The following is a 19,387-nucleotide window of genomic DNA, read 5'->3' on the forward strand; positions in this document are numbered from 1 at the left end:
TTCACGATCAAGGAGAGCTTCTTATTCTATATAAATATAGAAAATTTTAACTAGCTATTAAGTACAATGTTCGGTTTCCAATCAAACATTTTTACGAGCTAAATTTTATAACAACAAATACATAGTTGGGGATCCTACATATCAAAGAAGTTAAATGTTTTGACAAAGTGTCAATACTTGTTTAACGGCTTCTGCCGATTGATGGAGCGCCGCTTTTTCTTCATTTGTCAGGTGCAATTCAATAACTGATTCAATGCCATTGCCACCTAATATTGTCGGTACACCTAAAAATAATTCGTGGTAACCGTACTCTCCTTCTAAAAGTGCGATAGAAGGAATTATTTTACGTTGATCTTTCATGATGATTTCAACCATCTGTGCACATGCAGCGGCTGGCGCATAATAAGCACTACCATTGCCTAACAAACCAACAATTTCTCCGCCACCTTTACGTGTACGTTCTACGATTTGCTGTAGTCTGTCTTGAGGAATCAGTTTTTCTAATGGGATACCTCCAGCATAGGAATATCGAATTAAAGGGACCATTTCGTCGCCATGTCCACCTAAGACGAATCCTGATACATCCTCTGGCGCAATTTGCAGTTCTTGTGCTACAAATGTATTAAAACGTGCTGTATCTAACACACCTGATTGACCGATGATACGATTTTTTGGAAAGCCTGTTTCCTTATAGCAAACATATGTCATGGCATCGACTGGATTGCTTAATATAAGGACTATGCTGTTCGGAGCATAATGTTTTATTTGTCTAGATACTTGTTGAATAATTTTTGCATTCGTCGTCACTAAATCATCTCGGCTCATGCCTGGTTTACGAGGAATACCAGCTGTAATAATGACAATATTTGCTCCAGCTATGTCCTCATAATTGCTCGTTCCTTTAATAGAAACATTAAACTTTTCGATTGGTCCTGTTTGTAATAAATCCAGCGCCTTTCCTTTTGTCGGATTCTCCGCTTCTGGAATATCTAACAGGACAACATCTCCTAGCTCTTTTTGGGCTAAAAATAAGCTTAAAGTTGCACCAGTATGACCAGCTCCAATAACAGCGATTTTACTTTTTCGAAATGTCATTAAGCCTCACCTCGATTTTCAGTAGCTGTTGTTTCCGTCGTTTTTTTAGCACGCGTCGATGTTGGAGTTGATGCTGGCTTTTTCTTTGGTGCTTCTGGTCCTTTAATCATTTGAAAAACATCTTCATCTGGCCGCGGAATTACGTGAGCGCCTAATAGTTCTCCAACGCGCATTGCAGCTACTTTTCCAGCTTCTACTGCCGCCTGGACAGAACCAACATCACCTTTTACGACTACTGTCACAATCCCACCATCGACGAACTCTTGCTTGACGATAGTTACATCCGATGACTTAATCATCGCATCAGCAGCTTCGTAAGAGCCTACTAATCCTTTTGTTTCAATCATTCCAATAGCGCTACTCATTCTCTTCACCTCGCATCACTTCAGTAGAATCAATAATACCTATAACAACCGCATCGATGGGCAACGGATTTTCTTTCATAATATAACGGGATGATCCACCACTTGTAATGAGCACATCATCTCCAATTCCTGCCCCGATACGGTCAGCTGCTACAAATTCTGTACGAATCGGCTGATGATTGGAATCGATTGGTTGAATGATTAATAATTTTAAGCCATTCAACCCTTCTTCTTTGCGTGTTGCCCATACACTCCCTATCACTCTTCCCATCTGCATGAACTTCACCCTCTTTATCCTGCATGGACTATACTAAAATTACTCAGAGCGAATTGTTAACGTCTTATTCAGCTCTCGTATTTTGTCATACGCCAATGCTGTCACAATTGTTTTTTTAGGAACCACAATTTCCTGTGCCTCTATTTCAAGCACTTCTACTTGCGAAAGTAGTTTCTTATCAAATTGATAGCTTACTGGTTTTTCAGCCTGACTTACGACTGGCGGAAGTTCTTTGACATTCATTTGTTCCATAGCTTGAACATTGACAATTTCCGCAAATGCACCTTGTTGGATTAAACCGGCATTTGCCTCATCTGTATCGATATGCATCTCCAATCGATAACGCTCTGAAACGCGAATCATTACATTTGAGAAAATAATCGGTCTTATACCTTCTACTTTAATTTGTACCGATTGTCCGTCCACTACTTGGAACCGAGCACTGTCAGACGGCGACATATGAATATGTGCTTGTGCAATAATGAGTCCCTCATTTAGCACGACACTGCCCTTTGGACCAATAAGTGTAACAGGGCTAGAGCCTTTTATATCTCCTGATACCCTTAAAGGTGGCTTAACCCCTAATTTCATCGCGTCTGTCCAGCTAATTTCTACTTGAGATAATGAACGTGCTGGACCTAAAATGCGTACCCGCTCAATAGAACCCTTTGGTCCAGCAATAACAACTGTTTCCTCAGCAGCAAACTGTCCTGGCTGTGAAAGCTCAAACTTCGGTGTTAATTGATAATTCTCACCAAAAAGCTGCTCCACTTCCGCTTGAGCAAGATGTACATGTCGTGCTGATACACCAATAGGGATTTTTCCGTCATGTTGAGAGGAAGGCTGATCTTTTAAAACTTGCTGCAATACTTCTTCAACAATTTTTTGGATTAAATTTTCCTGCATCTAACCTCCTCCTTATGTCAATGATCTGATAATTCTTCCTTGTGCTTGCTGTTCAATAAAGCCCGCATTCGCTTCATCTGTATCAATATGCATCTCTAGACTGAAATCGTTTGATACACGAACTACAACCCCACGAAATGTCACAGGTCGCTCACTATCAACTTCAACAGATACTAATTCATTATTTTGGACGTCCAATGCTGATGCGTCTTCTTCCGTCATATGAATATGTGCCTGTGCAATAATAACTCCCTGCTTAATGATTATTTCTTTTTCTTGATTGATTAATTTAATGCCAGCTGAACTTTCGATATCACCCGATTGTCTCAAAGGAGGGGTTAATCCTAATTTCATTGCATCTGTTCGACTAATTTCCACCTGTGTTGCCGCTCTTACTGGACCTAGTACACGTACATTGTGAAGAACACCTTTTGGTCCCTCAATAGAGACACGCTCTTTGGCTGCAAACTGCCCTGGCTGCGAAAGATCAAAATCCTTCGTTAATGCTGCATTCGGACCAAAAAGTGCCTGTAAATCCTCTTCACTGACATGTATATGACGAGCTGAAATGGCCACAGGAAATGTTTTTGTCGCTGTATTCAAATTAGCCACCTCTATATCTTTTTTGCTATATTGTTCTAGGGAATGAAAGCAGGATGAAGCGCAATGTGTAACATCCTGCCCTTCCGTTTATGATGTTCTTTCCGTCGCTTTGGCTTTTCTTTCCGTCACTTCGGTTCTTCATTCCGTCGTTTCGAATTTCCTTCCGTCGCTCTGGCTTCTCTTTCCGTCACTACTGCTCTTCTTTCCGTCGCTTTTGTTCGGACTGAAATAAAATTAAGCTTCTGCTTTTGGTAAAATTAATTCTATTTCATGGTGTGGGCGTGGGATTACATGAACTGATAGAAGTTCTCCAACACGTTGTGCCGCTGCTGCACCTGCATCAGTAGCTGCTTTTACTGCTCCTACATCACCACGAACTAATACAGTGACAATACCGCCACCAACATGTACTTTTCCTACTAAATTTACGCTAGCAGCCTTCACCATTGCATCCGCCGCTTCAATTGCTCCTACTAATCCTTTTGTTTCTACCATTCCTAATGCTGTACTCATTTGTCATTCCTCCAAATTATTTATTTTGTAATGTTATTTGTTTTAATACTTGATCAACAATTTGTTGAACTACGGCTGTATCCAAAGATGGATCTTGTGCCTTGATATTCTCTACAACTGGTTGTACTAAGAATTCTGGTTTTGGCACTTCTACATCTTTAATGCCATAAGCCATACGTTTAATATTTAATAAATGTCTCGCTGTAATGTTATCGGACGTAATATTGCCACCAAACGTACCACACCCTAATGTAAAGGATGGTGCCAATCCAGTAGTTCCACCAACTGCGCCAATAGATGATAATGTATTGACAACAATTCTGGACACTGGTAAATCGACTGAAAACTGTTCGGCTAAAGCTGTATTCTCTGTATGAATCGAGCAAGAATGTCCGCGTCCACCTATGTTTAGTAAATCAATCATCACTTGTTTTGCCTCTGTGCTGTCCTCAACTGTATATAACGCAAATATCGGTGATAGTTTTTCAAGAGAAAATGGAATGTTCTTGCCGATCATCGTTTCCATACCAACAAGTACTTTTGTATCTTCCGGCACGGTAATTCCGATAGAATCTGCTAAGCAAGCTGCTGATTTACCTACAATTTGAGGATTTACCTTCCCTGGTACAGGAGAAATAAGCTTCTCCATCTTCACCTTCTCTTCATCGCTCAAAATATACGCATTGTTTTTCTTTAACTCTGATAAAACTTGCTCTGCAATGACTTTATCTACGATTATTGATTGCTCAGTAGCACAAATTGTGCCGTTATCAAAAGACTTGCTTTGTACAAGCTGGCGAACAGATTTGGATATATTCGCAGATTTTTCAATGTAAGCTGGGACATTTCCTGGTCCTACACCATAAGCAGGTTTGCCTGAACTATAGGCCGCTTTTACTAGAGCACCGCCACCAGTCGCTAAAATTAAGTGAATATCTGGGTGCTTCATTAATTGCTGCGTAGCTTCCATAGAAGACATTGTTAAACAGTGTAGCAATCCTTCTGGTGCGCCTGCTTTTTCTGCAGCTATTCTACAAATATCTAAAGCTTCTTTTGTACAATCAACCGCATATGGGTGTGGGCTTAGTACGAGACCATTTCTAGTTTTCAATGAGATAAGTGTTTTAAAGATTGCTGTTGATGTTGGATTTGTCGTTGGTACAATGCCCGCGATTACTCCAAACGGACTAGCAATCTCTGTAACTTTCTTCATTCGATCGAAACCAACGACACCAACAGTCTTCAAATCTTTTATATCTTCATAGACATCTCTAGAGGCTACCTCATTTTTCATTTTTTTATGATTAGGTATGCCCATTCCTGTTTCCTGAACGGCCATATTTGCCAAACGTTCTGCCTCTTTAAATGCGGCATCCGCAACAGCCTTGACGATATTATCTACTTGTTGCTGTGAATACTGCATGTAAGCAGCCTGTGCAATATTGGCACGTCTCACAGCGTCTCTCATTTCTTGAATTGCTAATAAATCTTTATCTAGTGTGGCCATAAAGCCCCTCCTTTCTAAACAACTGGATTTCTCGCTAAATTCTCAATAGCCTCTCTAAATGCATTTGCAGCAGCTTGGCAGGATGATTGGCTACCACTTAATAAACCTCCACCGAAATTGGTTTCAGATGGTGGACCAAAGAAGACCTTTAGTTCTACATCTGCTGCCTTTAATGCTGCATCTAAACCAACGACAGCCTCAAGGGGCGGTGCTATTAAATAAGCAAGGGCTGTTCCAACCTTAACGTTTGCTAGCTCAGCCAGATACGTACCACAGCTTGCTACAGTATGTGCAAAAAGAGCGTGGTTTTCATTTTGAAGAATGGCTTCAAAATACGTATCAAACTGGATTTTCTGCTGAATTGCATCGAAACCACTGCGTATTTCATCAGGCGAGCTACCAGCAATGATGCCAATGACTTCACCAGATAATGGACCAGATGCGTGTGCAGCTCCAGCATAAAAGCTTTTTGCATAAACAACGTCAACATCTGCTTTTTTCGTAGCTTCGTCCAACGCTACATATGCAACATCATCTATTGTTAGAGTTACGAGTCCAATACTATTGTGATATGGCTTTAAATCTAATTGCTCCGCTAATTCATTATTCACTCTTGGAATGATTTGCATTGCCAAAATTTCTGCCATAATTTTTTGAGGATTCATTGTTTGCCCCCCTAACCTTCTTTTGCCACAAGACCTACTCCACTTGCCTTGTAATGCAATATTTTTTGAACTACTGTTCCTAAATAAGCACCTGCCTCTAATGGCGGAATCCCACCCTTATGAATGTTCGAAACGACCATTCGATCAGCTTCTACCGTGCCAATTCTAGGTTGATAGCATATATAGGCACTCATTGACTCAGCAGATACAAGGCCAGGACGCTCACCAATTAAATAAACGATCACTTCTGCTTGTAAAAGCTCGCCAATTTCATCCATAAGAGCAACACGCCCTTTATCAATATAGAAAGTAGTGCCTATTTCAATATTTAAATTGCCAAGACTTTGCTGTAACGCTAAATAAACATCTTGCACATTTTCTTCAATCGCACTTGCACTTAATCCGTTAGAAATAATGATTTGCACCTTTGGATTTTTTTTACATTCCGATTGGATAAGTGTCTTTGCTTCATCTGATAAACGACGACCTAAATCCGGTCTAGTAATGTATTCTTCCTTATCTGTCACTTTAGTAGTTACTTGAAAGACATCAAGCTTTTGTAGTAGCCCTTCTGTCACTTCTCCATATACTGCATCTACTGCCGCTGCATGATCGAGTCGGAACTTGAGCCAAGTTTTAGTTTTAGGCCTTGTCCCAGCTCTGCCAACGCCTATTCTTGCTGGTGTATGCTTTTTAGCAGCTTGAACACTTTCAGACACTTCGTCCTCTTCAAATTTAAATTCTGTGATAGGTACTGAAGTATAAGTCGATTCATCATTACTTGCGCTGTAATATGATTGTTCATGATTACTTGATTCAGTGTTATAAAGCTTAATTAATGGTTCATTTGATTGTTCTGTTGTGCTCGAACTTGCTACTTCTTCAGCAGCATAATTAGCATTAACTACCGTATCGTGAAACTTAATTAGTGTTTCCTTTTTGTCTTCTATTGGCACAGTTGGTTCATGAGAAGATTTGTCTGACCCTTTGTTGCCTATCTGTTCCATAACGAGCTGTGTAATCATCGATACTAATTGTTCATTCAATGGACTCACCTACCTTTCAAATATAGATAAATCGCCAGCTCTTGCAGATAGACGACCATTTTCATAAATGCCCATTTTTTCTAACCATGCTAGATATTCAGGAGCTGGTTTTTTACCAAACGTTTGAAGTAATGTTGCGACATCATGGAAGCTCATTGACTGATAGTTCAGCATAACATCGTCGCCCATAGCTGCAGCGATAATAAAGTTGACACCAGCTGCTGTTAGTAAAACACTTAAATCTTCAATATCATTTTGGTCTGCCTTAATATGGTTCGTGTAACATATATCCACGCCCATTGGGAGTCCGTGCATTTTACCCATGAAATGATCTTCAAGGCCAGCACGTATTACCTGTTTGTTATTGTATAAATACTCAGGTCCAATAAAGCCTACAACGGTATTCACAATATATGGATTAAAATGTCTAGCAAATCCATAATTACGCGATTCGAGTGTTACTTGGTCAATGCCCATATGTGCCTCAGCAGATAGCTCCGAACCTTGTCCTGTTTCAAAGTAGAATAAGTTCGGGCCAGTTCCTGTTCCATGCTTTTTCACAAGCTCCTCTGCTTCTCTTATTAGGTCAGCAGAAATTCCGAACGAACGATTAGCAATTTCCGTTCCAGCAATACTTTGGAAAATCATATCGGCTGGTGCACCTTGTTTAATGGCTTTCATTTGTGTTGTAATGTGTGCTAATACACAGTTTTGTGTAGGAATCGACCAATCATTGATAAACTCCTTTGTCGCATGTAATACTTTTTTCACACTTTCAACGGAATCATCTACTGGATTAATACCAATAACTGCATCACCAATACCATAGGACAATCCTTCTTTTAATGAGGCAATAATACCGTCAATATTGTCTGTTGGATGATTTGGCTGCAATCTCGAGGACAGTGTGCCCTTTTGTCCAATCGTAATATTGCAAGTCGACAGTATTTCTACTTTATTGGCAGCATGGACAAGATCTAAGTTGGACATCAGCTTTGTAACGGCCGCAATTATTTCTGAATTCATGCCCTTGCTTAATCGTTTTAATTCACGATCGCCTGTTTCATTGGATAAAATATATTCTCTTAGCTGCTCGATGCTCCAGTTTTTAATTTCTCCGTAAATTTGCTCATTGATATCACCTTCAATAATGCGTGATACTTCATCATTTTCTTGAGGAACTAACGGATTTTCTCTTATATCCTTCACTAATAGCTCACTTAATACGGCTTTGGCCGCAATTCGCTGCTGTACAGATTCAGCTGCAATTCCAGCTAACTGATCTCCTGATTTTTCTTCATTGGCCTTGGCCATTACATCCTTTAATGAATTAAAATTATATTTTTCTCCACCAAATATCACCGATAGATTCACATTCATCCTCCTTACTTTGAGTGGAAAGCAAGTGTTTTTACAACGACGGGGACAACACCAGATGGTAGTACTTCCCCAACGTCAATATAATCACCTGTTTCTACTTTGATTTGATCGATGCAAATGATGGGAACTGTTTGATTGATCGCTTGTATCGTTTGCCCAATAACCTTTGCATAATCTGATTGAATGACTATGATAATTGGTATTTCCTTGGAGCTTCTCGTCGCTAAGTGTTTCAAAATTGCCTCACATAATGTATGGACATCCCGGAAGCTTAAATATGGTAACTGACTAAAATAGAGTGCAAACGGAGAGCGATTCTCCTGTATAGAAAATAGAGCATCAGCTTGTGCAACAGCTGTTTTCACTGCATAGTCGAATTCTTTGCTGTGTGTGTCTATATGGCAATTGAAAACAGGCACATTTTTTAAAGGCAATGCTTCCGCATCTACTTGGATCGTTGCACCACTAATCTCAGTTGTTTGCGTACCTGCACCAGTCACTGTTGCCCGTGCTGTTTCCTCAGGTTTTAGCCATAAAAAGGATTTTAGCTGTTCATGCTGTAAAAGACTTTTTGCCAACTTTTCTCCAATATCATCGTACTGTCGATTTGTACATTCATCTTCATAAATACAAGCAGCTACTCCACCGGAAAAAACGATTGCTTCAACCGGTTTATCCCAAGTTGGTAAATGTCCTAGCAATAATGGATGCTGTTCGTCTGTTAATTGTCCGCTTAGCATCTTCGCTACTATTTCCACTAATTCTTGGATTATTTGTGTGACACGGATATCTTCTGCTGAATCACCAACATTTAATGGGTTTGACCATTTCTCCATAAGTTTCATTATGGGTGGTGAAATCGATTGGATAATGCCATTGTTAAATTCTATAAGTCTTCCACCGACATGCAATGTACATGTACCAATTACTTCTCCAAACTGCATTACCGCAATATTTGCTGTACCACCACCGATATCGATGTTAGCGATAATTTTGGCAGTATTTTTAGATTGCTGTAAGGTACCTGCGCCTTTTGCTGCAATAATGCCTTCCAAATCGGGTCCAGCCGTAGCAACTAAAAAGTGACCAGCTGAATCTGAAATCGCATGAACAACCTCGCTAGCATTTTCCTTTGTGGCAGATTCGCCTGTAATGATAATGGCACCGGTTGAAATATCTGCTGGTGAAATCTGGGCCAATTGATATTGTTGAAAAATAAATTGCTCGATTTTTTCCATATCGATAATTTCTTTATTGATAAACGGTGTTTTAATAATAGGACTTTGATGCAAAACCGTTTTTTCAATAATTTCTATTCGTGGCACATGCGTTACACCTGCAACGTTTTTCAACAGAAAACTACTGACAACCATCTTTGTTGTACTTGTACCAATATCAATGCCTGCACTATAAATTTTTTCTGTCTTCAACTTACTCTCCCCTCTCGCCACTACGGGCAATACATGAGATAAGGACTATCACGATCCTTCACAAACTGACGAATTTCTTCTTCAGAATTGAGCTGAATAAGTGGCGCAATAAACTCAATACCAAGCTTTTGCCATGAAGAAGTTTTCACAATAGGACCATGCGTCATGACATTTTGTAATAACGTTATTGCTCTTTCTACATCTGCATGGGGTGCATCAATTTTTGTAATGACACCAATTTGTATTTTGGGTATTCCTAAGCTAAATTGCGGAGGAAAAACACTCTTTGATGAAGTAGCATCCTGCAAGTAAATCACATGTGTCACTTCAAGCGATGTTGCCATAATGTTTCTGTAATACATCGGATTTTCTATATATTCTCCGGGTGTATCAACAATCCAATCATCATAAACGAGCGCCTGTGTTTTATTGGCTTGTCCATCTTTCCCCAATAACGCATTCATCAGTGTCGACTTACCTGCTTGCACACCACCTATGATCATTACTCGATTCTTCATATGGCACATCCTATGACTTAGTTATTTTTGATGGCGTATAGCCTAGCATCTCTGATAGAAAACGATTGATCTCTTGCATCGCCATTTCAACCTCTGAGACACTACCAACAATAACGAGACTGCCAGTAAAGCGATCTAAAAATCCTAGTCTTACATTGGCTGCCTTTGTTGCTAAGTCCCCTGCGATAATAACTGTCTCACTAGGTGTACATGTCATGATGCCCAGTGCACCCGCTTCTTGAATGCCCAGTTTTTGAAACATATCAGGATCAGGATTTGCTATTAGATGACTCAATGTTAGTTGCTTACCTGGCACAAACTCCTGAATAAAGCGTTTCTTTTCTTCACTCACACGTCATCACCTCTTTCAAGATTTTTATCTGTTAAATATTCACCTTCTTTAATAATGCCGGCCTTGCGATCCTCTTGCTCTAGCCTTAGAGCTGTTGGAACAGATAGTTTATAGGCTAAAATAATAGCGATCACACCCGCTAAAAACTTACCTGTAATAACAGGTAAAATAATTGTCGGTTGGAAGTTAGCTGTAAACGATAAATGATCTCCTAGAAGGAAGGCTGAACAAACACCAAAAGCAATGTTAATAACCTTATCTTTAGGTGGCATATGTCGAATGAGTGTAAACATGGCTAAAATATTAGCAATTGTCGCTAAAAGACCTGCGCTTCCTACTGATGATAAGCCTAATTTCCCACCTAATGCTTCTAGAGGTTTCGATGCATATTTTCTAATTAAGTACACCATTGGGAATGCCCCCGCTAGCATAATACCAATATACCCAGCTGTTTCTAATGCCCGGAACTGATCGACTTTATCTGCCATGATTGGATCAAAGCCCCATGCACCGAAAATCTTTGTAAAAATACCTGTGAAAATTTCTACAATCGAGAACACTAGCACAAGCTTGATAGCAGCATCCATCACGCGTCCAAAAATCATGAAGCCTTTGATCATGCCATTTGGAATTAGTTTAAGACCTAACGCGATTAACACTACGAAAATAAATAAAGGTAATAAATTAATTAATATTTGTAAAACGGAAATGGCAAACACGTATGTTGGTTCAGCTGTTGTACTAATCACTTCACGAACATCTGTATTAAACGTCACAATCATGATGGAAGAAATAAATGCTCCAATCGGAATTGTTAAAACACCCGCCATAATACCTAAAGCCATATATTTATGATCTCGCTTATCTAACATGGCAAGACCCATTGGAATAGAGAACACGATTGTTGCCCCCGACATAAATCCGACAACTAGAGCCATGACCCATCCTTCATAAGACTCTTTTAACGCATTCGCTAATTGGTATCCTCCCATGTCCGAGGCTAAAATTGTCGTTGCTGCAATTGCTGGATCAGCACCAATCAATTCAAAAATCGGACTAATAAAATGACTTATAAACCACGTTAAGTAAGGTATAGCAGCCATGATCCCTGCAGCAGGTACAAAAATATGTCCAACCGTATGAATACCATTCATAAACTCTTTACCGATTCCATATTCAGCATCTCGAATTGCTCCGATTGCCCCTAAAACTGCACATGTCATAATAATATAAACGATAACCGTTCCTATCATTGCCATCCTTATCATCACCCCTTTAGTTTTGCTAAAAAATTTTGTTATTTATTAAAAAAAAGACGCATTAAAGAGGAATTCTCTTTAAAGCGTCTTTGCTTTAACTATTTACTTGTAATGTATTGATAATGCGCCTTGCAATAAGCACCATTTCCTGTTGAGTCTGCATACTCTCACTGCGAATTTTTTTATAAGCCTCGTCCTCACTAAGGTTCTCTGATTGCATTAGCAAACCTTTTGCTCGTTCGATTATTTTTCGCTTTTCTAATTCTGTTTGTTTATGCAGCAATTCCCCGTTCAGACGGTTGAACTTATCAATCTGGTGAAATGCCACTTCCAACGCTGGAAGGACATTCCTCTCAGAAAACGGTTTCATAACATAGCCTAAAATATTGTCCTGCTTCATGTACAGTAACAATTCTTTTTCACTAAAAGCTGATATAAATAGCACCGGTATACCGAGCTGCTGTTCAATAATTTTACTTGCCTTTAAACCATCTAGCTTTGGCATTTTAATGTCCATTAAGATTAACTGTGGCTTATGTGTAAAAGCCAACTCAATTGCTGATTCTCCATTATTCGCTTGTGCTACCACTTCGTAGCCATTATCCTCTAGCATAAACTTCAAATCAATTGCAATAAGCGACTCATCTTCGACAATCATAACTTTCCTAGTCATTTAGGATAAATACCTCCTCACTTACAGGGAACTGAATTTGAGTATGTGTACCTTGTTCGCTAGGGATAATTGAAAATGTGCCAGCTAAATCATATTCAACAAGCCTTGTAATAATCTCCATTCCTAATGATGCCTTCACCTCTTGCATTCCAACGCCGTTGTCAGAAATATGAAGTGAAATAGTTGAAGCATCCTGTTGAAATTGAATATCGATTGTACCCTCCTCACGACCAATAAAAGCATATTTCAGTGCATTTTGCAGTAGCTCACAAATGATCAACGCGAGCGAAACAGCTTTTTTAGAATGACAAAATAACTGTACATTATCGTCATGAAAGGTTAACTGAATAGAAGGTGTGTTGGATGTCCCAACCATTTTATGTCCAATTTTTTTAGACAGTGCGATAACGTCCACTTTCTCTTCAGCGTTATCCTCATTTTCTAAAATAAGTTCATAAACAGATGAAATACTATATATTCGATTTAATGCCTCTTGAAAAGCACTTGCACTAGAAGCTGACAATTCATTTCGCATTTGCAAGCGCAATAGACTTGTAACTGTCTGTAAATTATTTTTCACTCGATGGTGAATTTCTCGTATAGCAAATGTTTTCATCATTAGTTCATTTTCTTTCAGTTTAAGCTCTGTAAGATCTTGAATAATGAGGAGTGTTACTTTATCGTTTTGATCACGAATAGGAATTTTCTTCACAATAAAGGATTTACGATCAATCGTAATTTCTAAGAAAAAGACATCATCGCCTTTATCATAGACCTCCTGTAAAAAAGGTAAAACCTTATTCAATGCAACGTTGTCAAAACGTTCTAGACCTGATAGTTCCGATATAAATCGGTAACCCGCAGGATTGCTATAGATAACTTTGTTTTCATGATTTGTGAGAATAATTGATTCCACTAGCAAATCAGAAACTACTGGAATCGGTTGAGAATTCGGCTCTACAATATGCTCAATTAATGCAAAAGGCATATGTCGAATATCATCTTTAGGCGTTGTTTGCGTTTCCACCTTTTTTTCCTGGATTAACACTGCAATAACCTGTTGTTGGTCATTAAAGAGAGGGACAACGTTTTGTTCAACCGTTATACCTTCTTGTGTGATAGCCCTAGTAATTGATGATTTTTCTTTATTTTTAAACGCAGCAAATACCGCTGGTTCGAAGCTTTCAAATACAAATTTTCCAATTACAGATTTCTCGTATAAGCCGTAGCCACTTTCTGTTTTTGGGAAAGCCTCTGCCACAACAATTGCATGTGGTAAGTTTTCCAACATACAATCTATGAACATATAACAATCTGTCAACTCAGCATAATACGATAAAGTAGCTTCTATTTCTATTAACTTTTCTACATCTGTTGCAGATAAGCTTGTATATTTTCGACATAAAGATTGAATGTTCGACAGGCTCAACCCCCCTATCACGGAATAATCAAATATTGATTTTGACTATTCTTGAAATTCTTTGTCATTATTATAAACCTTTTGTAAAATTATTTTCAATATAAAAAATAAATAATTTTAATAATTTTCGTTGCATTACAAAGAACTATATAGCTTAAAAGAGAAATATTCAACACTTTTTTCAAAATCATTATTATTTCACAACAAAAATGTTATTTTAATATATAAAAAAACGAGTTTGCAACAGATGCAAACTCGCTTTTTTCTACTTTATTTCCGGTGTAACCGCTAATATATTTTCAAATGTTTCACGCTTCTTTGCTTCGTCTTCATTCAACAAAATATGAATATCTCCATGGTCATTTGAAGTACGAATCAAACGTCCCATCCCTTGCTGTAAACGAAGTTGCATAAACGGTAATTCCACTTCTTCATATGGATTTTCTGCAAATGTACGTTTCGCATCAAATAATGGATCATGTGGAGGGAACGGTAAATCATAAATAATAACTCGTGTTAATGCCTCCTCCGGCAAATCTAGACCTTCCCATAAATGATAGGAGCATAATGTTTTGAGTGTGCCTTCTTGGAAATCACGAACAATTCCAGATAGTTCACGGTCCCCCTCAAACGCTACATACATCCGTTCCATAAGAGGTAACTCCGCTTTGAAATCTAACATTGCTTGTTTTGATTTAAATAAAATTAATGTTTTTTCACCGTCACGTAATAGCTGTTGAACACGCGCCGTTTTCTCCTTTTGAGATAGCTCATGTAAATAAATTTGCATAACTTCTTCATAATCGAATGGAGATGGAACAGAAAACGATTGATAATCACGAATTCCTAAGCTATAAGCAATATAGGAAAAATCTTTGTTGACTGATAAAGTTGCTGAAGAAAATATTATCGGAAGCTTTTTAGAGAATAATTTTTCTGCTAAAACTTCTGTGATGAGACGCGGCATAATTACGAGCGTTTCCTCTCCATCAGTTTCCTCTAACCAATCGACTGCATCACCCTGCGCTATGAAAATACGTAATGAAGCCTCGTATTGTTCTAAATACTCCTCTGCCATATTTAATTCATACTCTGGAATCATATACATTTCAGATTCAAAGACAAATTCCTCGAGTAATGTTTCAACATCAGCAATAAGTTGTTTACCGTATTTCAACAGATTTGGTGATTTATTAATACGTTTACGCTCTTCTTCTGAAGCTACTAGATCATCTCGTAGCTGGTCAAAAAATAACTCATGGTCATCTTGTAATTTTTCCATCGCATATAATGTACGTTCTCGCACACCATCTACCATTAAACGCTCTAACAATGTAACAATTGTTGTCGCCTGTACTTTATATGTCATTGCTTTTTGTGCGGCATATTCTAATAAATGGCCTTCATCTAGCACCATCATTGACACTTCAGGCAATAAAGCTAATTGCCCTTCACGTTCGCGAGATTCCTTTGTTGCTAAATGCTCCATTAAAAAATCTTGTGAACAAATAATGAGATCCGCCGATTTACGATAATGTGCACGATGTAATGTTTGACCACATCGATTTCGCTGATCACATACTGAACACTGCATAATCGAGTTGTAGTTTACTTTTTGCCAATCTTCATCGCTGACAGTCGGATAATCGCTACGATCACCATAAGGTTGTATAGCAATCATCGAGCCTTGTGCATATACTCCATCGGGTATAGAAAATGCAATATCATCGATCCATTCGTCGGATACCACTTTTTCTGCTTCCTCAAAACGCTTTAAGCATAAATATTGGTCTCGTGACTTTGCTAAGCGAACATCAATTTCAAGACCTAACGTTTTCTGTAGCTTATAAATATCGCCGCCCTCTTTAACAAGCTGATCGATTAAGGTTTCATCAGCACAAGCGATCAGGGCAGGTTTTCCAGTATAACGAGCATACGATACAGCTGGTAGTAAATAGGCAATTGTTTTCCCAGTCCCTACACCTGCCTCTGCAAACAGCACGTTTTTCTCTTTTAGAGCCTGCTCAATTTGATAGGCCATAAAAATTTGTTCATCACGGCATTCAAAGCCTTTTTCTGGTAATTCATCGTAAAGGACGTCCCCCATCCAGTCACCTAATGACTCAAAAAATGAGCGGTCCTTCGTTAATACAAATGGTAAAGATTTACGCAATTGACGTTCCCCCTCTAACTATCTGGTCCTATTATACGCGACGAAACGGAAGATAAGAAAAAATCTTATCTTCCGTTATCATTTGTTAATCTCTTTTAGACTTTTGTCCCCAGAACTGGTAATAATTCGTTTCAATAAAGCCATTAAATAATTTACGTTTTTTCGTAGTTTGGCGACCATACAATTCCTCAAAGTTTTTCATTGAAGAAAGCATGTACACAGACCAAGTCGGATAGTTTTTCATGACCTTTCCTAAATCACGAATTACCTGCTCTACGACTTCAATATCACCAATACGCTCTCCGTATGGTGGATTTCCAATCATTACACCATCTGTTAGCAGTGTTGTAAAATCACGTGCTTGCATTTGCTTGAACGTTATCATATCACCAAAGCCCGCTTCTAGTGCATTTTCTTGTGCAATACTCACCATGCGATGATCTATATCAGACCCGATAATTTCTAATGGTTGATCATAGTTCGCTAAGCTATCCGCTTCATCTCGAGCTGCATCCCAAATTTTTGCCTTCATCCATGGCCAATCCTCTGAAATAAATTCACGATTATAGCCTGGTGCAATATTTTGTCCAAACATTGCTGCTTCTAATGCAATTGTACCAGAACCGCAAAATGGATCCACGAACGGTCGATTCGGATTCCACTTCGAAATTTGTACGAGTGCCGCAGCTAATGTTTCTTTTAATGGTGCTTCACCTTGCACTTGACGATAACCACGCTTATGCAAACCCGCACCCGAAGTATCAATAGTAAGTGTAGCCACATCTTTTAAAATTGAAACTTCAATTTTATAGGTTGCACCGGATTCATCTAAAAATCCTAAGCGCTTATAATGCTGTTTCATACGCTCTACAATTGCTTTTTTAGTAATTGCCTGACAATCTGGCACACTAAATAACTTAGATTTAACGGATTTCCCAGATACCGGGAAAGCTGCATCAACTGGTAAATATTTTTCCCAAGGTAGAGCTTTTACACTTTCAAACAACTGTTCAAAAGATTTTGCAGGGAACTGTCCTACAACAATTTTTACTCGGTCTGCTACACGTAGCCATAAGTTTGTTCGTGCAATTGCCGTTTCGTCACCTTCAAAATATACTTTGCCGTTATCGACTGTTGTTTCATAGCCTAATGCCTGTACCTCTTGTGCCACAATGGACTCTAATCCCATTGCAGAAGTTGCTACTAATTTATAGTTTGCCATACACTAATTCCTTCCTCGATGTTCAATTTCCCAATACTCCATAAACTCAATAAGTTCGTGAAGTGGCAACGGTTTGCTGTAATAATAACCTTGAATTATATCACAGTTCATTTTACGTAGTATATCCACTTGTTGTGCTTGTTCTACACCTTCAGCAACAACTTTCATTTTTAGGCGATGCGACATTTGAATAATCGCATCCACTACTGCCTGTTTTTCATCGAGTGAGCCAATATGCTGAATAAAGCTTCGGTCGATTTTTAAATAATCAAGGGGGAAGCGAACTAAATAACTTAGAGACGAATAGCCTGTCCCAAAATCGTCTATAGAAATTTTAAAGCCCATTTTCTTCAGTCGTACAAGCTTGCTAACCGTTTCATTTGCACTGTTCATCACAGTACGTTCTGTAACTTCGATTTCAAAATTGTTAGCAGGCATGTTATAACGCTCTAATATCGCTTGAACAGAGTCTAAAAAGCTTTGTTGCTTAAAGTGAATGCTTGAAATATTGATAGCAACCGAAGTTTTGTAGCCACATTGACGCATCTCTATAACTGCCTCACAAGCTTTTTCTATAATCACTTCGCTTAAAGGAATGATTAATCCTGTTTCCTCAGCATATGGAATAAATTCTGCTGGAGAAACAACTCCTAATCTTTCACTATTCCAACGAACAAGTGCCTCTAATCCTTGAATCTCTTCATTTTCCATAGATATTTTAGGTTGGAAATGTAACTCAAATTCCCGATTTTCGATGGCTCTTCGTAGTTCTGAATCTAATAATAAAACACGCTGAGAGTCAGTCTTCAATTCATCAAAATAAAACGCATAGTCGTTAAGACCATTCTTTTTGGAATAAGTCATTGCCTTGTCAGCGCAATGAATCAATTGCTCAGTTGCTTCACCATCTATTGGATACATACTGATACCAATACTCGTAGAAATAAAAATATCTTGACCATTAATATCCAATGGCTGTTCTATAATCCCAATAATTTGTTCAGCAAAATTTGCGGCTTCTTTGGCATTCTTCACGTTCGTTAACGTAATGATAAACTCATCACCGCCATATCTAGCAATGATATCTTTATTTTTTAATAACGTTTTTAAGCGCTTTGCCACTTCTACTAGAATGGTATCTCCTACTGCATGACCTAGCGTATCATTAATTTGCTTAAAGCGATCTAAATCTAAAAAATAAACTGCATGCTGTACTGAATGAGAAATAGTAGAAGTTGATTCTAATAGATTATCCATTCTTTCAATATATGCAAATCGATTTGAAACTTCCGTTAATGAGTCTGTTAATAGACGCTTTTCTAGTTCATTTTCTACTATTTTTCTTTCAGACAAATCTGAGAAAATACCACAGTAATTTGTAATTTCTCCCTCATCGTTGGCTACACCAACAATTGTTAACCATTCTGGATATACGTCTCCGGTTTTACGGCGATTCCATATTTCCCCCTGCCAATTGCCTTCTTGTCGTATCTTTTGCCACATATCTAAATAAAATTGCAATTCATGAACACCTGACTGTAGAACGGCTGGCGTTTTTCCGATCACTTCATTACGTTTATAGCCAGTTACAAATTCAAATGCAGGATTGACCAATTCTATTCTTTTATATTTATCCGTAATCATGATGCCCTCAGATACATTTTCGAAGATCTTTGTCAGTAAGGCAGTAGGATATTTGGAAATCGAATTTAGCTTCTCCAGACTATCGTTCACTCCGTTCATGTTTCCGCTCCATCCTATCTCTCTTTACTACCCTCATTATTAAGAAAAGCGCTTTTGCGCCAGTCTACTCGTATGTAGACAATATGTACATCGTTGCGATAATAGTTTATTAGATGTTTTTAGCGACAGAGGCATGACCAACAGCGTACAGCCTTATTCTCAAACGTATATCGCGCATGCCTAGACATGATTAACAAGTAACTTTTTCTTACTGTATTCAAAAGAAAAGCTCTCCACCAA

At 38.5% G+C, this 19,387-nt stretch carries 19 protein-coding genes; all 19 read right to left on the reverse strand.

Annotated features, from left to right (window positions below):
* Positions 1–150: 150 nt before the first annotated feature.
* A complete protein-coding gene (gene mdh, locus ACZ11_RS12665) occupies positions 151–1,095 on the reverse strand; it encodes a malate dehydrogenase (protein WP_049666561.1) in 945 nt (314 codons plus the stop codon).
* Positions 1,095–1,460, reverse strand: a complete 366-nt coding sequence (locus ACZ11_RS12670; RefSeq protein ID WP_049666562.1) for a BMC domain-containing protein — start codon at positions 1,458–1,460, stop codon at positions 1,095–1,097. The genes mdh and ACZ11_RS12670 overlap by 1 nt, the downstream gene beginning before the upstream one ends.
* On the reverse strand, positions 1,453–1,737 hold the full coding sequence (locus tag ACZ11_RS12675; RefSeq protein WP_049666565.1) for a EutN/CcmL family microcompartment protein: 285 nt from the start codon (positions 1,735–1,737) through the stop codon (positions 1,453–1,455). The genes ACZ11_RS12670 and ACZ11_RS12675 overlap by 8 nt, the downstream gene beginning before the upstream one ends.
* 39 nt (positions 1,738–1,776) lie before the next feature.
* Positions 1,777–2,643 carry a phosphate propanoyltransferase gene (locus tag ACZ11_RS12680; RefSeq protein ID WP_049666566.1) on the reverse strand — a complete coding sequence of 289 codons (867 nt, stop codon included), beginning with the start codon at positions 2,641–2,643 and terminating at the stop codon, positions 1,777–1,779.
* Positions 2,644–2,655: 12 nt separating this feature from the next.
* Positions 2,656–3,246, reverse strand: coding sequence for a phosphate propanoyltransferase (locus tag ACZ11_RS12685; protein ID WP_049666567.1), 591 nt, complete (start codon positions 3,244–3,246; stop codon positions 2,656–2,658).
* Between the two features lie 234 nt (positions 3,247–3,480).
* Complete coding sequence (locus ACZ11_RS12690) at positions 3,481–3,759, reverse strand: BMC domain-containing protein (protein ID WP_049666569.1); 279 nt, start codon at positions 3,757–3,759, stop codon at positions 3,481–3,483.
* A gap of 16 nt (positions 3,760–3,775) precedes the next feature.
* Positions 3,776–5,266 carry an aldehyde dehydrogenase family protein gene (locus ACZ11_RS12695; protein ID WP_049666571.1) on the reverse strand — a complete coding sequence of 497 codons (1,491 nt, stop codon included), beginning with the start codon at positions 5,264–5,266 and terminating at the stop codon, positions 3,776–3,778.
* Positions 5,267–5,280: 14 nt separating this feature from the next.
* On the reverse strand, positions 5,281–5,931 hold the full coding sequence (gene eutL / locus ACZ11_RS12700) for an ethanolamine utilization microcompartment protein EutL (protein ID WP_049666573.1): 651 nt from the start codon (positions 5,929–5,931) through the stop codon (positions 5,281–5,283).
* 11 nt (positions 5,932–5,942) lie between these two features.
* Positions 5,943–6,977 carry an ethanolamine ammonia-lyase subunit EutC gene (gene eutC / locus ACZ11_RS12705; RefSeq protein ID WP_049666574.1) on the reverse strand — a complete coding sequence of 345 codons (1,035 nt, stop codon included), beginning with the start codon at positions 6,975–6,977 and terminating at the stop codon, positions 5,943–5,945.
* Between the two features lie 9 nt (positions 6,978–6,986).
* Positions 6,987–8,357: an ethanolamine ammonia-lyase subunit EutB gene (locus tag ACZ11_RS12710; RefSeq protein WP_049666575.1), complete on the reverse strand. Its 1,371-nt coding sequence runs from the start codon at positions 8,355–8,357 to the stop codon at positions 6,987–6,989.
* A gap of 5 nt (positions 8,358–8,362) precedes the next feature.
* Positions 8,363–9,787 carry an ethanolamine ammonia-lyase reactivating factor EutA gene (locus ACZ11_RS12715; RefSeq protein WP_049666577.1) on the reverse strand — a complete coding sequence of 475 codons (1,425 nt, stop codon included), beginning with the start codon at positions 9,785–9,787 and terminating at the stop codon, positions 8,363–8,365.
* 20 nt (positions 9,788–9,807) lie between these two features.
* Positions 9,808–10,305 (reverse strand): EutP/PduV family microcompartment system protein, encoded by a 498-nt coding sequence (locus tag ACZ11_RS12720; protein WP_049666579.1) that lies wholly within the window; start codon positions 10,303–10,305, stop codon positions 9,808–9,810.
* Positions 10,306–10,315: 10 nt separating this feature from the next.
* On the reverse strand, positions 10,316–10,657 hold the full coding sequence (eutS, locus tag ACZ11_RS12725; protein ID WP_049666581.1) for an ethanolamine utilization microcompartment protein EutS: 342 nt from the start codon (positions 10,655–10,657) through the stop codon (positions 10,316–10,318).
* Complete coding sequence (gene eutH, locus ACZ11_RS12730; protein WP_049666582.1) at positions 10,654–11,916, reverse strand: ethanolamine utilization protein EutH; 1,263 nt, start codon at positions 11,914–11,916, stop codon at positions 10,654–10,656. The genes eutS and eutH overlap by 4 nt, the downstream gene beginning before the upstream one ends.
* Positions 11,917–12,010: 94 nt before the next feature.
* Positions 12,011–12,589, reverse strand: a complete 579-nt coding sequence (locus ACZ11_RS12735) for an ANTAR domain-containing response regulator (RefSeq protein ID WP_049666583.1) — start codon at positions 12,587–12,589, stop codon at positions 12,011–12,013.
* Entirely contained in the window at positions 12,582–14,018 is a 1,437-nt protein-coding gene (locus ACZ11_RS12740) for a histidine kinase N-terminal domain-containing protein (RefSeq protein WP_236690846.1), read from the reverse strand. The genes ACZ11_RS12735 and ACZ11_RS12740 overlap by 8 nt, the downstream gene beginning before the upstream one ends.
* 256 nt (positions 14,019–14,274) lie before the next feature.
* Positions 14,275–16,182 (reverse strand): ATP-dependent DNA helicase, encoded by a 1,908-nt coding sequence (locus ACZ11_RS12745; RefSeq protein WP_049666586.1) that lies wholly within the window; start codon positions 16,180–16,182, stop codon positions 14,275–14,277.
* Between the two features lie 85 nt (positions 16,183–16,267).
* Positions 16,268–17,404: a THUMP domain-containing class I SAM-dependent RNA methyltransferase gene (locus tag ACZ11_RS12750; protein WP_049666588.1), complete on the reverse strand. Its 1,137-nt coding sequence runs from the start codon at positions 17,402–17,404 to the stop codon at positions 16,268–16,270.
* 3 nt (positions 17,405–17,407) lie between these two features.
* The gene (locus ACZ11_RS12755; RefSeq protein WP_049666590.1) at positions 17,408–19,147 is read right to left on the reverse strand and encodes a putative bifunctional diguanylate cyclase/phosphodiesterase; all 1,740 of its coding nucleotides are present in this window, start codon (positions 19,145–19,147) and stop codon (positions 17,408–17,410) included.
* Between the last annotated feature and the right edge of the window lie 240 nt (positions 19,148–19,387).

The organism is Lysinibacillus xylanilyticus, from assembly GCF_001183605.1.
Taxonomy (GTDB): domain Bacteria; phylum Bacillota; class Bacilli; order Bacillales_A; family Planococcaceae; genus Lysinibacillus; species Lysinibacillus xylanilyticus.

Bases quoted from the DNA above. Each gene is read 5' to 3' on its own strand.
- mdh (WP_049666561.1), bottom strand. From the start codon at position 1,095: ATGACATTTCGAAAAAGTAAAATCGCTGTTATTGGAGCTGGTCATACT.
- ACZ11_RS12670 (WP_049666562.1), bottom strand. From the start codon at position 1,460: ATGAGTAGCGCTATTGGAATGATTGAAACAAAAGGATTAGTAGGCTCT.
- ACZ11_RS12675 (WP_049666565.1), bottom strand. From the start codon at position 1,737: ATGCAGATGGGAAGAGTGATAGGGAGTGTATGGGCAACACGCAAAGAA.
- ACZ11_RS12680 (WP_049666566.1), bottom strand. From the start codon at position 2,643: ATGCAGGAAAATTTAATCCAAAAAATTGTTGAAGAAGTATTGCAGCAA.
- ACZ11_RS12690 (WP_049666569.1), bottom strand. From the start codon at position 3,759: ATGAGTACAGCATTAGGAATGGTAGAAACAAAAGGATTAGTAGGAGCA.
- ACZ11_RS12695 (WP_049666571.1), bottom strand. From the start codon at position 5,266: ATGGCCACACTAGATAAAGATTTATTAGCAATTCAAGAAATGAGAGAC.
- eutL (WP_049666573.1), bottom strand. From the start codon at position 5,931: ATGAATCCTCAAAAAATTATGGCAGAAATTTTGGCAATGCAAATCATT.
- ACZ11_RS12710 (WP_049666575.1), bottom strand. From the start codon at position 8,357: ATGAATGTGAATCTATCGGTGATATTTGGTGGAGAAAAATATAATTTT.
- ACZ11_RS12720 (WP_049666579.1), bottom strand. From the start codon at position 10,305: ATGAAGAATCGAGTAATGATCATAGGTGGTGTGCAAGCAGGTAAGTCG.
- eutH (WP_049666582.1), bottom strand. From the start codon at position 11,916: ATGGCAATGATAGGAACGGTTATCGTTTATATTATTATGACATGTGCA.
- ACZ11_RS12735 (WP_049666583.1), bottom strand. From the start codon at position 12,589: ATGACTAGGAAAGTTATGATTGTCGAAGATGAGTCGCTTATTGCAATT.
- ACZ11_RS12750 (WP_049666588.1), bottom strand. From the start codon at position 17,404: ATGGCAAACTATAAATTAGTAGCAACTTCTGCAATGGGATTAGAGTCC.
- ACZ11_RS12755 (WP_049666590.1), bottom strand. From the start codon at position 19,147: ATGAACGGAGTGAACGATAGTCTGGAGAAGCTAAATTCGATTTCCAAA.